The following is a 13,438-nucleotide window of genomic DNA, read 5'->3' as shown; positions in this document are numbered from 1 at the left end:
GCGCTGTCCGGGCTATTGTGCAGAAGCGCCCGGCCACGGCCGGGCGCCATTTGATTCACCCCGTGTGGTGGCTCTTGGCAAGACCGTAGACGCAGGGGTTGAGCCCTTCGAAGCGCGCTTTTAACTGCAGCGCCAGATACAGCGAATAATGCCGTGACTGATGCAGGTTGCCACCGTGGAACCAGAGGTTTGCCTGCTGCGTGGGCTTCCACATGTTGCGCAGTTCGCCCTCGTACGGGCCGGGATCATTCGTGGTTCCAGACCCCAGGCCCCAGCAGCGCCCGACCTTGTCCGCTACTTCCCGGGAAATCAGCTTCGCCGCCCAACCATTCATTGAGCCGTAGCCCGTGGCGTAGACGATCAGGTCTGCCGGCAGTCGACTGCCATCGGTGAGTACGACGGCATCGGCTTCGATACATTCGACGCCAAGGCCAGGTGCGCTTTTGAGCTTGATCGTACCGTTAGCAATCAGCTCGCTGGCGCCGACATCGATGTAGTACCCGGAACCACGGCGTACATACTTCATGAAAAGCCCGGACTCGTCGTCACCGAAGTCGAGCATAAAGCCTGCCTTGGCCAGGCGCTCGTAGAAGTCCTTGTCACGTTCCTTGATCGCGGCAAAGATGGGTTGATGAAAGCCTGGCATCACCTTGTAAGGGATCGAGGCAAACAGCATGTCGGCCTTGTCCGTGGTCAAACCCGATTCCAGGGCATCTTCCGAGTAGAGCCCGCCGAACACCAGTTCCATCAAACTGTCGGAACGCACGATATGGGTGCTGGAGCGTTGCACCATCGTCACCTCGGCGCCGTTCTCCACCAGGTCGGCGCAGATGTCGTGAGCCGAATTGTTCGCGCCGATCACCACCGCGCGCTTGCCGCTCCAGGCGTCACCACCGGGATGGCGGCTGGAATGATACTGCTGGCCATTGAAAACCTCGGCTCCCGGATAACTTGGCACATTGGGTACGCCAGACATGCCGGTGGCGAGAATCAACTGGGTCGGTTGTAACGTCACACGTTCGCCATCACGCAGCACTTCAACCGTCCAGGTGCCGCTTTGCTCGTCAAAGCTGGCGCTGACGCATTCGGTACGCGGCCAATAATTGAGCTCCATGACTTTGCTGTACATTTCCAGCCAGTCGCCAATCTGGTCTTTAGGGGTGAAGACCGGCCAGTGATCGGGGAAGGGCAGGTAAGGCATATGGTCGTACCAGACCGGGTCGTGCAGGCACAGCGACTTGTAGCGCCCGCGCCATTGATCGCCAGGCCGGTCAGCCTTGTCGACGATCAGGGTGGGTACGCCCATTCGCTTGAGCCGCGCAGCAAGTCCCAGCCCCCCTTGGCCGCCGCCCACGATCAGGCAATAGGGTTGCGTGGAGATACCCAGCGTTGCTTCTTCATCACGTCGACGCTCCTGCCAGTTGCGTTTGTCAGCGTGGGCGTGACCATGACTGGCACCCATCGGGCGACGGCGACCGCTGGGTTCTTCAAACCCCTTGAGTTCCCGCATGGTGGTCAGCAGCGTCCAGCACAGGCCATCCTTCAGGCGTACATAGCCTTTACCTCGCGCCGCTTGTGTTTCCAGGCTGATCCAGCCTTCGAGCACACCGTTATTGAGCGTCGCTTCGCCTTCCACTTGCCACCGTTCAGGGCGCGTCTGGTCGAGGCGTGTTTCGAGCATCTCGCGGATGGCAGGCTTGCCTTCCAGGGTCAGCAGGTTCCAGCTGAACAGCAGCAGGTCACGCCAGTGACACTCGCTGGCGAACAATTCCAGCGTAGCGTCCAGATCACGTTGGGCAAGACGCTCGTTGAGGCTTTCGACCCAGGCCGCAAGCTGAGCCGTTGGCGTGTGCAGAGGTGTTTCGACAGCGATGTTCATGGGGTTTCTCCCGATCTTGTTGTTTTGGTAACAACCAGACCAGAGCAAGGCCCGGGCCATCTTTGTCAAAGTCCCGTTGCAGAGCGGCGGCTGCTGTACTGCTCAGGCCCGGACGCGAATCTGTGTCACGTTTTTGGAAAGGGCGGATGACAGAGTGTCACCCGGTACGAAAAGCGCCCGTTGCGAGCTTTTGATATAAGCTGCAAACAGCCCCGTATCCTGACCGTAACGGAGAACAAGAATAATGAAACCGGCCTTGATCAACGCCCATGCACAACAAGTGCTACAAGCCGTGCAGGGCACTATCGCCAGCCACAGCCCCGATGCTGACCTGGCCATCACCCGATCCTGGCGCCGCTGCCTGGATCAGCATCAGCTCGACCCTGCCAGTCGCCGCGCACCCAACGTGCTTGAGCATCCACGCTTGCAGGACCACCGTGCGCCCCTGGAACACATCATCGCTGGCGCTCATTGGCAGATGGGCAACCTGCACCAGCAACTCGGCCGTGATGGCCACGTTGTGCTCCTCACCGATGCCCGCGGCGTAGCAATCGACAGTGTGTTCAACGAAACCGAGCGAGCGCAGCTTCAGCGTTCCGGGTTGTGGCTCGGATCGGTATGGAGTGAAGAATATGAAGGCACCAATGGGGTCGGCACCTGCCTGGTCGAGCGACAGCACGTCACCATCCGCCGTGATGAACATTTCCGTGGCAAGCACGTCGGTCTAACCTGTTCGGCGAGCCCGATATTTGATGCCAGTGGAGAGTTGCTGGCCGTGCTTAACCTCTCTTCTGTGCGGGATGACCTCAGTCTTCAGCAACACTTCCAGGCCGTGGCATTGACCAACCTGTCAGCCCGGCTGATTGAGAGCTGTTTTTTCCTGGGCCAGGATCCGCAGCGCTATTTGCTGCGTTTTCATCCTGAAGCTGGCTTCGTCGGACTGCTGGGTGAAGGGCTGCTCAGTTTCGACGAGAGTGCCCGTATCTGTTCAATCAATCATGCTGCGCTGGATCTGCTGGGCCTCAGCCGTGACCAGGTGGTTGGGCAATCCCTGACCATGCTGCTGGAAACACCCGTCGATCAGTTGATGAGCCAGGCCAGCGCCCAGTCGAGTGTCTGTTGGCCCATGCGCCTGGTAGACGGACGCCTGCTCTACGCACAATTGCGCGAACCCACGCAGCCGGTGCCTTTGGTCACGCCACCAGCGCCCATGATCAACGACGTGCACGTGTGCCTGGAAGACCCGCGCCTGCAACGCGGCTTCACCCGTGCATTACGTGTTCTGGAACATGACGTACCGGTGTTTTTACAAGGCGAAACCGGTACCGGCAAAGAAGCTTTTGCGGCAGCGCTGCACCGAGCCAGCTGCAGGGCGAAGCAGCCGTTTGTGGCGATCAACTGCGCGGCCATTCCGGAAACGCTGATCGAGAGCGAGTTGTTCGGCTATCGCGGCGGCAGCTTCACCGGCGCACGCAAGGACGGGATGATCGGCAAACTGGAGCAGGCCGATGGCGGCATCCTGTTTCTCGATGAGATCGCCGACATGCCACTGGCGTTACAGACTCGCCTGCTGCGAGTGCTGGAGGAACGCCAGGTGGTGCCGCTCGGTGGCGCGACGGCACGTCCGCTTGACCTGCGCCTTATCAGTGCCAGTCACCAGGATCTGCATGCCTGTGTGGCCGAAGGGCGTTTTCGCGAAGATCTTTTTTATCGCATTGCCGGGTTCACCGTGCAGCTACCGCCGTTGCGCGACCGATCAGACAAGGGCCGTTTGCTTGACCTTCTGCTGCTCGAAGAGAGCAAAGGTTCAAAAATTCGGCTGGAGGCGGGCGTCAGGGAACGCCTGCTGAAACAACCCTGGCCGGGCAATATCCGGCAACTGCGTACATGCCTGCGCACGCTGGTCGCCTTGTCGCTGGAGGGGCGTGTCACTCAAGACGACTTGACGGAGTTGCTGCCAGCAGTACCCGCGACAGTCGCATTGGCCGAAGACCCACTTGGTGTATCCGAACGGCAGACGCTGCTGGCGTTGATCGAGGCAGAGCATTGGCATATCGCCCATGTGGCCGCGCGCCTGGGGATTAGCCGCAATACGCTCTATCGCAAACTGCGCCACCACGGTATTTCACGGCCCGGTTGAAGCCGCGTGACAGTGCCGCGCTGCCAAGGAATGTGCGCTTTTCGATCAGTGTTTTTAATTCGATCTATAGTCTCTGTTCCTGAAAATGCTTACGGAACGCTCGATATGAGGCTTAAATCGGCCAGGGCCAATGCGCGTTTTACACCCTGTCATCCTGTTGAACCTGAAGTACATGACCTGTGCACCTGTAGCTCGCCGGCTATACAGGATTTCCACGCCAGAATGATGCACGATCTGTCTCGACGTGACGTTTATGGCGGTATCAAACCCAAAGCTGCGCAGCTTTCTCAAGTGCGCCCATCGAGTACTTCAGGGCAAGGTACCAACGCTGAATTCAACGCGAGTACGCTGTTGCTCAAGAATCTTCGCTTGTTCAACGGCAGCGCTGTGCTCGACGATAGCCTCTGCATCCTGATCAAGGATGGCGTGATCGACTCACTGCTCCCCGCCCATACAGAGGTTGCAGGCGCCGTGGTTATCGATTGCGGGCGAAGGGTGGTGATGCCGGGGTTGATCGATGCCCATTGGCACACTACGTTAGCGGGCATCACGCAACTTGACGCCATGAGTGCAGACCCGGGCTATATCCATTTAATCGCCGCCCGCGAAGCAGAAAGCACCTTGATGCGCGGCTTTACCACGGTACGCGACCCTGGAGGACCTTCGTTTGCATTGAAGCGTGCCATTGATGAGGGCGTTATTGCAGGGCCCCGCATTTATCCTTCCGGCGCCATGATTTCACAGACCTCTGGCCACGGTGATTTCAGGATGCGATCAGAGATTCCCCGCGGCTCACTCAGGCCGCTGAGCGTGACTGAGCAACTGGGGGCTGCAGCCATAGCCGATGGCGATGCCGAGGTGCTCAGGCGGGCCAGGGAGCAGCTTATGCTCGGGGCATCACAGCTGAAACTGATGGCCGGGGGCGGCGTCGCGTCGACTTATGATCATCTCGATAGCACCCAGTTTCTGGAGTCGGAATTAAGAATGGCGGTTGAAGCCGCTGCCGATTGGGGCACCTATGTGATGGTGCATGCGTATACGCCCAGAAGTATCCAGCGTGCCATTCGCGCCGGGGTGAAATCGATCGAGCACGGTCAACTGGCTGATGAAGACACCGTGCGCATGATGGCCGACAACGATATCTGGTGGAGTCTTCAACCTTTTCTGCAAGATGAAGACGCCAATGTTTACCCAGATCCTGTACGGCGTGAGCGCCAGCGCGTGGTGGCTGAGGGCACCGCGAGAGCTTATGAGTTTGCTCAGCGCTTCAATATAAAAACGGCCTGGGGGACTGATGTTTTATTTAATCCGCAAAAGACATCCACTCAGGGAAGACAGCTTGCAAAGCTGACCCGGTTTTACCCCGCACACGACGTCGTGAACATGGCGACAAAAATGAATGGAGAACTGTTGGGGCTGTCGGGAGCCCGCAATCCATATCCCGGTAAAATTGGCCGGATAGAACCAGGCGCATTGGCCGATCTGTTGGTTGTCGAGGGTGACCCCACGGTAAGCCTGGCGTTTCTGGAGACCCCGGATGCAACCATCAGCCTGATCATGAAAGGCGGGAAAATATTCAAGAAGCAGTTCTAATTATCAGCAGCTGCAGGCAATAGCGGCGCGACGCCGGCGCACAGGTGACTCACGGTCCTTGAATAACAGCGTTGGTTGTTGCACGTATTCAAGAAATCTGTGGTCGTACATAGTCAGGAAACTGCAACCAGCCTAATCAGAGAGAGCCTTCATGATCACACTTCACCACCTCAACGCGTCCCGATCGCTGCGTATTCTTTGGCTTCTCGAAGAAATGGGAGAGCCTTACACCCTGGTTCGCTATCAGCGCGATCCTGCCACTCGTCTTGCTCCGGCTTCACTGAAAAACATTCACCCGCTGGGCAAGTCACCGGTGATTGAGCTGGACGGGCAGGTGCTGGTTGAATCCGGCGCCATTGTCGAATACCTGATCCGCCGGTTTGCGCCCCGGCTGGAACCCGCGTTCAGCTCACCGGATTACCTTCAATACCTGCAATGGATTCACTTTGCAGAAAGCTCGGCGATGGTGCCGGTGCTACTCAAGCTGTTCACCCAGTTTGAGTCCAATGCAGGGACTCAGCTCAAGTTCCTGGACGGCTACACCCGGACTGAGTTTGATAAAGTCCTGGGGTATCTGGACAGTGCGCTTGTGAACAAAACCTTTATTGTCGGGGACACATTGTCAGGGGCTGACTTTATGCTGGCCTTTGTTGCCATCACGGTGGTCGAGCAGATGAAGTGCGGGGCACAGTACCCGCATCTGCAGGCTTACCTGCAACGTCTGGCTGAACTGGACAGCTGGAAGCGAGCATTGAAGCTTGAGCGTGAACTCGACGAATAGCCAGGGGCTGGGAGTAGAAGCACTGGCCCAGGCAGGCACGCAGATGTAACGCAGACACCTTGGCATCTGCGCACGTCATTGTGTGGTCTTGGCCGATCCCGCTCAGTTACGCAAGGTTCAACCCAGTGAGCGGTCAGACAACTGGCCATCCACCAGGCGGTGAAGGCCCAGAGGGTTGGCGTTTTTCAATGCGTCAGGCAACAGGTTGTCGGGGTAGTTCTGCAAGCACACCGGGCGCAGGAAACGATCGATCGCCAGGGTGCCCACGGAAGTGCCCCTGGCATCGGAGGTGGCCGGGTAGGGTCCGCCGTGGACCATCGAGTCGCAGACTTCCACGCCGGTCGGGTAACCATTGAGCAATATGCGTCCGACTTTCTGCTCCAGCAGCGCAGTCAATTCGCCGAACTGTTCAATGTCAGTCACTTCGCCGATCAAGGTGGCCGTCAGTTGGCCATGCAAGCTGTTTATCGCGGCACTGAGCTGAGCCTGATCCTCAACTTCAACCACCACGGTGCTTGGCCCGAAGACTTCTTCCTGCAACACCTTATCCCCTGCGAGCAACAGGCTGACATCAGCCTTGAACAGCTGCGGCCATGCCTGGTTGCCCTGCTGGGCCTGCCCGGCCACGCGCTGGATAGCGTCATGGGCAAGCAGCTTGTCCAGGCCCTGGCCGTAGCTGCGCAAGGTGCCGGGGTTAAGCATGGTCTGCGCGGGTTGCTCACTGATTTGCCCGGCCAACTGTTCAATAAAGGTCGTGAACGCAGCCGAGCGCAGGCCAATGACCAGCCCCGGATTGGTACAGAACTGCCCGCAACCCTGCACAACCGAGGCGCACAGTTCCCGGGCGATGCTGGCGCCGCGTACCACAAGAGCCTGGGGCAGGACGATCACCGGGTTGATGCTGGACATCTCGGCAAAGACAGGAATTGGCCGGGGGCGTGCCGCTGCCATGTCACACAACGCGCGGCCGCCCTTGAGCGAGCCGGTAAAGCCGACGGCATGAATTGCCGGGTGCTTGACCAGCGCCTCACCCACGCCAGCGCCGTAGATCATGTTAAAGACACCGGCGGGCATGCCGGTGCGTTCGGCGGCACGCAGCAAGGCATCGGCGACCCATTCTGCAGTAGCCATGTGCCCGCTATGGGCCTTGAACACGACCGGGCAGCCGGCTGCCAGTGCCGAGGCGGTGTCACCGCCCGCTGTGGAGAACGCCAAAGGAAAGTTGCTGGCGCCAAACACCGCCACCGGCCCCAGGCCAATGCGGTACTGACGCAAGTCGGGACGAGGCAGGGAAGTGCGATCCGGCAGGGCCTGATCGATGCGTGCACCATAAAAATCACCACGGCGCAGCACCTTGGCGAACAGGCGCATTTGTCCGCTGGTGCGCCCGCGCTCACCCACAATACGACCCGCAGGCAATGCCGTTTCCCGGCAGACAACCGCCACGAAGTCATCGCCCAGGGCATCCAGCTCATCGGCGATTGCATCCAGGAAGCTGGCGCGGCGCTCCGCACTCAATCCGCGGTAAGCCGGGTATGCCGACGCCGCAGCCGTGGCGGCATGGTCAACTTCCTCGGCGGTGGCCTGGTGAAAGTCGTAGGCGAGGGCCTCGCCGGTGCTGGCGTCGACACTCTTGACGATGACGTTGCCCAGGGCGCTGCGTTGGCCACCGATGTAGTTGTGACCGAGAATCTGAGTCATTGGGGGTCTCCTTTAAAGTGTGCCCATGCCGCCGGGCGCGAACACCCCATCGACCGGGGTGATACCGTTGATCAAAGGCGCGCCGAACTCGGCCTGGCTGATTTCGAAGCGATCCCCCGGTTGTGTGCGAATGCCGTCGGCGAACGACAAGGTCGCCGTGCCGAAAAAGTGGATATGCACATCACCCGGGCGCAGGAACTGGCTGTACTTGAAGTGATGGTATTCAAGGTTTTCCAGGCTGTGGCACATGTTGGCTTCGCCACTCAAGAACTCGTTGTCCCACAGCACCTCGCCATCGCGCAGGATCCGGCTGCGGCCCGACAAATGCTGGGGCAATGCACCGACCCGCAGTTCCGGACCAAACGAGCAGCTGCGCAATTTGGAATGTGCCAGATACAGGTAGTTTTTGCGTTCCATCACGTGATCGGAGAATTCATTGCCTACCGCGAACCCCAGCCGATAGGGTTTTGCATCATGGCCGATGACATACAGGCCGCCGATTTCCGGCTCCTCGCCTGCGTCCTCGGCAAAGGGTGGCAGCGGGAATGCAGCGCCAGGCCGTACGACGATGCTGCCGTCGCCCTTGTAGAACCATTCCGGTTGCACCCCCGCGTGACCGGCGGCGGGCTTTCCGCCTTCCACTCCCCATTTGAAAATTCGCATGGTGTCGGTCAGCGCCGCTTCGTCACCGGCCTGCTGGTGCATTTTATCTCGCGCAGACGCGCTGCCCAGGTGGGTCAGGCCCGTACCGCTAATCAGCATATGGGCCGGGTCCGGGTGATCCAGAGGGGGCAGGATGCGCAACTCGGCCAACAACGCCGGATAGTCATGGGTAAGGCCCAGGCCGTGCTGGTCGACCTGCTGTGCCAGGCTCACACCCGCTTCGATGGCCGCGAGGGCCAATTCACGCACGCTGTTGGCTCCCGGCACTTCATGTACCAGGTCACCGTCTACCAGGCCGACGCGGCGCTCGCCGGTGTTGAGTTCAAATTGTACTAAACGCATATCGGGTGTCCCTTGATTAAAGATGGGTCGCCGCGCGGGCGCTGGCGGCAAATTCGCTCGACTGGAGCACGTGTTTACGCTCGAGGGTGCGATACACCACGAACGTCAGGAAGAGCCCGAACAGCATCACCCCGCTCAGGAAGTACAAGCCCGAGGCCAGGTTGCCGGTGTATTCCTTGAGCGCACCGATCACAAACGGTCCGATGTAGCCACCCAGGTTGCCCACGGAGTTGATCAGGGCAATGCCGGCGGCGGCACTGGCACCGGCGAAGAAGCGTCCCGGCAATGTCCAGAAGATGGCGGTACAGGAAAACAGCGAGAACGCCACCAGGCTCAAGGCCGCCAGTTGCAGCATCGGCACCGTCAGCCAGGCGCTGAAGAACAGCCCGATGGCGCCCAGCACATAGAGCACAGCCAAGTGGCCATAGCGATCATTGAGGCGGTCGGAACTGCGAGGGATGATGAGCAAGCCGATAATGCCAAAGACATAGGGCACCGAAGACACGAACCCGGTGCTCAAGTCACTGCCGCCAAACTGTTTGATCAACGTTGGCAGCCACAGCCCCAGCCCGTAAATACTCAGGGTGACGGGCAGGTAGAACAGCGCAAGCAGCAATACGCGCTTGTCTTTCAGAGCATGCAACGGGTTGCCATGACGGGTCTGGCCGTAGGCCTGCAAGTCCTTTTCCAGCTCGCCTTGCAGCCAGTCCTTTTCAGCCTGGTCCATCCACTTGACCTGTTGCGGGCCGTCCGGCAAGTAACGCAGTACGGGCCAGGTCAACAGAATGGCGGGCATGCCGATCACAATAAACAGCCATTGCCAGCCATGCAGGCCAAGGATGCCATCCATGCCAAGCAAGCCGCCGGACACGGGCCCGGTGATCATCATGGCGATAGGTTGCGACAGGATAAACAGGCCCAGGATCTTGCCGCGATGGCGGACCGGGAACCATTGGGTGATGTAGTACAGCACGCCAGGAAAGAATCCCGCTTCGGCGACCCCCAACAGGAAACGCATGACATAGAAGCTGTGCGGCCCCTGCACAAAAGCCATGCCAATGGTGATGGCGCCCCAGGTGACCATGATCCGGGCAAACCAGCGCCGGGCGCCGAAACGCTCGAGCATCAGGTTGCTGGGGATTTCCATCAGGAAGTAGCCAATGAAAAACAGGCCAGCGCCCAGGCCATAGGCGGCATCGCCAATGCCGATATCCGCGCCCATGTGCAGCTTGGCAAAGCCCACCGCGGAACGATCTACATAAGCAATCAGGTACAGCAGGATCAGGAAGGGAATGAGTTTAAGCGTAATGCGACGAATAAGCCGGAGTTCCTGGCTCATGAGACGGTCTCCCATTGTTTTTGTTATGGCACCTCTGGAGTGGCCTCAAGCGGGTTATCGCCAGGATCAGCTCTCAGTGAAAACGACTATATAGTATTACTATTTAACCAACAACACTTCCACATTGGCTTTTTTAAGGCTAATTTAGCGGCACGGAAACCAATTAGTCATACAATAAGAGCCCGTTATCATGTCAGACAAATTTCCTCCCCTGCGTTCTGCCCAATGGTTTGGCAGCGCTGATAAAAACGGTTTCATGTACCGCAGCTGGATGAAGAACCAGGGCATTGCCGATCATCAGTTCCAGGGCAAACCCATCATCGGTATCTGCAACACCTGGTCGGAACTGACGCCTTGCAATGCGCACTTTCGGACCATCGCCGAGCACGTCAAACGCGGTGTGATCGAGGCCGGTGGTTTCCCGGTCGAGTTCCCGGTGTTTTCCAACGGCGAATCCAATCTGCGACCTACCGCCATGCTGACGCGCAATCTGGCGAGCATGGATGTGGAAGAAGCGATTCGCGGTAACCCGATCGATGGGGTAGTGCTGTTGACCGGTTGCGACAAAACCACCCCGGCGCTGTTGATGGGCGCGGCCAGCTGTGATGTCCCGGCCATTGTGGTCACCGGTGGGCCGATGCTGAACGGCAAGCACAAAGGCAAGGACATCGGTGCCGGCACCATCGTCTGGCAGATGCACGAGTCTTACAAAGCCGGCACCATCAGCCTCGACGAATTCCTCTCGGCCGAGGCCGGCATGTCGCGCTCGGCCGGTACCTGCAACACGATGGGTACGGCCTCGACCATGGCCTGTATGGCTGAAGCCCTTGGGACCTCGCTGCCCCATAACGCGGCCATCCCGGCGGTGGATTCGCGCCGCTATGTGCTGGCCCATATGTCGGGCATGCGCGCCGTCGAGATGGTCCGCGAGGATTTGCGCCTGTCCAAAGTGTTGACCCGGGAAGCCTTTGAAAATGCGATCAGGGTCAATGCCGCCATTGGCGGTTCGACCAACGCCGTGATTCACCTCAAGGCCATCGCCGGGCGGATCGGTGTGGACCTGGAGCTGGATGATTGGACCCGCATAGGGCAGGGCACACCGACTCTGGTGGACTTGCAGCCGTCGGGTCGTTTCCTGATGGAAGAGTTCTACTATGCCGGGGGCCTGCCGGCCGTGTTGCGGCGCCTGGGTGAGAACGGCCTGATACCCAATCCACACGCGTTGACCGTCAACGGCAAGAGTTTGTGGGATAACGTTAAAAACTCACCGATCTATGGTGACGACGAAGTTATCCGCGCAATCGATAACCCGCTGGTCGCCGACGGCGGTATCTGTGTATTGCGCGGCAACCTGGCGCCTCTGGGCGCGGTACTCAAGCCATCCGCTGCGACCCCGGCCCTGATGAAGCATCGCGGACAGGCCGTGGTATTCGAGAACTTCGACATGTACAAGGCCCGCATCAATGACCCTGAGCTGGCAGTCACTGCCGACTCGATTCTGGTGATGAAGAACTGTGGGCCAAAGGGTTACCCGGGCATGGCCGAAGTGGGCAACATGGGCCTGCCCGCCAAGCTGCTGGCTCAGGGCGTGACCGATATGGTGCGTATTTCCGATGCCCGCATGAGCGGCACGGCGTACGGCACAGTGGTGCTGCATGTGGCACCGGAAGCCGCGGCCGGCGGGCCACTGGCGGCTGTGCAGGAAGGTGACTGGATTGAACTGGACTGCGCCACTGGACGCCTGCACCTGGATATCTCCGAGGCCGAACTGACCGCACGCCTGGCCGATATCGAGCCACCAAAAAACCTGTTGATTGGCGGCTATCGCCAGCTCTACATCGACCATGTCATGCAGGCTGACCAAGGCTGCGATTTCGATTTCCTGGTGGGCTGCCGAGGATCGCAAGTACCCCGTCATTCCCACTGAGTGGCGACACTGGCCAAGCGCACCCGCCATGACAATCATAGCGGGCGCGATTCAACCCGCGCCTGCTATGATCCGCGCTTTCAACCGAAAGGATCGACCTGCGCCCCATGGATTATCGTCAGCCCTCCGACCGCAAAAGCATGCACACGCGCATCGTTCAGGAACTCGGCCTGCAGATTGTCTCCGGGCGTTTCAAACCCGATGACAAACTGCCTGCCGAAGCCTTGCTCTGCGCCGAATATGCGGTCAGCCGCCCGGTATTGCGCGAAGCCACCCGGGTGCTGGTTGCCAAAGGCCTGGTGTACTCCAAGCCGCGCGTGGGCACCGTGGTCAAGCCACGCCGCGAGTGGCACATGCTCGACCCTGATGTGTTGCACTGGTTGCTGCAGGCCTCGCCCCAAAATGAATTTTTTGGCTTGCTGACCACCGTGCGCAGCATTATTGAGCCCGCCGTGGCTGCGCTCGCAGCCCAGCATGCAACAGCAGAAGATGTGGCATCGATCCATGAAGCCTACCAACGCATGGAAAGTGCCTCCAGCCCTGAAGAGCTGCTGCAACCCGACCTGGACTTTCACAGCCGGATTGCCGACGCAACCCATAACGACTTGCTGGCCAACTTGTGCAACATGCTGTCATTGGCCTTGCGCGAAGCCATGAAACACTCCAACCGTCGACCCAACCTGCACGAACTTGCTCTGCCACGGCACAAGGCAATCTTGACCGCGATCGAAAGCCGCGACGCTTTGGGCGCGCGTCAGGCCACACTGGTACAGCTCGAAGACGCGCGCATGGCGCTGGATGTGGTACTGAGCCAAGGGTGAGGGCGGTTGATTTGCCCCGCCAGCATTTGACCGAGGCATAGAGGGCGGGCAGGGCGCGGCCTGGGCCCAGTATGGATCGTCCCGGTTGATACCTGCGACTTCACAAAGCTTCACATTTGCACGGCGGGAAAGGGCGGGGATATGGGTTAGCATCGCGGCGCTGCCTAGGGGCGCAAGCGTGCTGACAGCAACGGCTTAAAATGCCTGACAAGCGTTTTAAAGCCGGGATCCCGGTTAAAAGGTCTCTTTATT

9 protein-coding genes are annotated in these 13,438 nt (G+C 59.4%); 5 read left to right on the top strand and 4 right to left on the bottom strand.

Features of this window, described 5'->3' with window-relative positions; all coding sequences use genetic code 11:
- Nucleotides 1-55: 55 nt before the first annotated feature.
- Nucleotides 56-1,879: an NAD(P)/FAD-dependent oxidoreductase gene (locus tag BFC21_RS05930; RefSeq protein ID WP_120265796.1), complete on the bottom strand. Its 1,824-nt coding sequence runs from the start codon at nucleotides 1,877-1,879 to the stop codon at nucleotides 56-58.
- Between the two features lie 244 nt (nucleotides 1,880-2,123).
- Here BFC21_RS05930 and BFC21_RS05925 point away from each other — a divergent pair, with 244 nt between their 5' ends.
- From BFC21_RS05925 to BFC21_RS05915, 3 genes are all read left to right on the top strand, one after another.
- The gene (locus BFC21_RS05925) at nucleotides 2,124-4,019 is read left to right on the top strand and encodes a sigma-54-dependent Fis family transcriptional regulator (RefSeq protein WP_088377421.1); all 1,896 of its coding nucleotides are present in this window, start codon (nucleotides 2,124-2,126) and stop codon (nucleotides 4,017-4,019) included.
- A gap of 222 nt (nucleotides 4,020-4,241) precedes the next feature.
- The gene (locus BFC21_RS05920; protein WP_120265795.1) at nucleotides 4,242-5,612 is read left to right on the top strand and encodes an amidohydrolase family protein; all 1,371 of its coding nucleotides are present in this window, start codon (nucleotides 4,242-4,244) and stop codon (nucleotides 5,610-5,612) included.
- A gap of 151 nt (nucleotides 5,613-5,763) precedes the next feature.
- Nucleotides 5,764-6,393, top strand: coding sequence for a glutathione S-transferase family protein (locus tag BFC21_RS05915; RefSeq protein ID WP_088377419.1), 630 nt, complete (start codon nucleotides 5,764-5,766; stop codon nucleotides 6,391-6,393).
- 117 nt (nucleotides 6,394-6,510) lie between these two features.
- On the opposite strand, the gene BFC21_RS05910 is transcribed toward BFC21_RS05915, so the two are convergent.
- The 3 genes from BFC21_RS05910 to BFC21_RS05900 are packed head-to-tail and all read right to left on the bottom strand — an operon-like array spanning nucleotide 6,511 to nucleotide 10,438.
- Nucleotides 6,511-8,094: an aldehyde dehydrogenase (NADP(+)) gene (locus tag BFC21_RS05910; RefSeq protein ID WP_120265794.1), complete on the bottom strand. Its 1,584-nt coding sequence runs from the start codon at nucleotides 8,092-8,094 to the stop codon at nucleotides 6,511-6,513.
- Between the two features lie 12 nt (nucleotides 8,095-8,106).
- Nucleotides 8,107-9,099 carry an AraD1 family protein gene (araD1, locus tag BFC21_RS05905; protein ID WP_088377417.1) on the bottom strand — a complete coding sequence of 331 codons (993 nt, stop codon included), beginning with the start codon at nucleotides 9,097-9,099 and terminating at the stop codon, nucleotides 8,107-8,109.
- Nucleotides 9,100-9,115: 16 nt separating this feature from the next.
- On the bottom strand, nucleotides 9,116-10,438 hold the full coding sequence (locus tag BFC21_RS05900) for an MFS transporter (protein WP_088377416.1): 1,323 nt from the start codon (nucleotides 10,436-10,438) through the stop codon (nucleotides 9,116-9,118).
- Nucleotides 10,439-10,628: 190 nt separating this feature from the next.
- On the opposite strand from BFC21_RS05900, the gene BFC21_RS05895 reads away from it, so the two are divergent.
- A complete protein-coding gene (locus BFC21_RS05895) occupies nucleotides 10,629-12,365 on the top strand; it encodes an IlvD/Edd family dehydratase (RefSeq protein WP_088377415.1) in 1,737 nt (578 codons plus the stop codon).
- A gap of 107 nt (nucleotides 12,366-12,472) precedes the next feature.
- Nucleotides 12,473-13,186 carry a FadR/GntR family transcriptional regulator gene (locus tag BFC21_RS05890; protein WP_088377414.1) on the top strand — a complete coding sequence of 238 codons (714 nt, stop codon included), beginning with the start codon at nucleotides 12,473-12,475 and terminating at the stop codon, nucleotides 13,184-13,186.
- Nucleotides 13,187-13,438: the final 252 nt, after the last annotated feature.

It is taken from the genome of Pseudomonas sp. TMW 2.1634 (assembly GCF_001703595.1).
Classification (GTDB): Bacteria; Pseudomonadota; Gammaproteobacteria; order Pseudomonadales; family Pseudomonadaceae; genus Aquipseudomonas; species Aquipseudomonas fragi.
This window is presented reverse-complemented; position numbering and strand designations above follow the sequence as displayed.

Coding starts and splice junctions, on each gene's coding strand:
- BFC21_RS05930 (WP_120265796.1), bottom strand. CDS start 1,879: ATGAACATCGCTGTCGAAACACCTCTGCACACGCCAACGGCTCAGCTT.
- BFC21_RS05925 (WP_088377421.1), top strand. CDS start 2,124: ATGAAACCGGCCTTGATCAACGCCCATGCACAACAAGTGCTACAAGCC.
- BFC21_RS05920 (WP_120265795.1), top strand. CDS start 4,242: ATGATGCACGATCTGTCTCGACGTGACGTTTATGGCGGTATCAAACCC.
- BFC21_RS05915 (WP_088377419.1), top strand. CDS start 5,764: ATGATCACACTTCACCACCTCAACGCGTCCCGATCGCTGCGTATTCTT.
- BFC21_RS05910 (WP_120265794.1), bottom strand. CDS start 8,094: ATGACTCAGATTCTCGGTCACAACTACATCGGTGGCCAACGCAGCGCC.
- araD1 (WP_088377417.1), bottom strand. CDS start 9,099: ATGCGTTTAGTACAATTTGAACTCAACACCGGCGAGCGCCGCGTCGGC.
- BFC21_RS05900 (WP_088377416.1), bottom strand. CDS start 10,438: ATGAGCCAGGAACTCCGGCTTATTCGTCGCATTACGCTTAAACTCATT.
- BFC21_RS05895 (WP_088377415.1), top strand. CDS start 10,629: ATGTCAGACAAATTTCCTCCCCTGCGTTCTGCCCAATGGTTTGGCAGC.
- BFC21_RS05890 (WP_088377414.1), top strand. CDS start 12,473: ATGGATTATCGTCAGCCCTCCGACCGCAAAAGCATGCACACGCGCATC.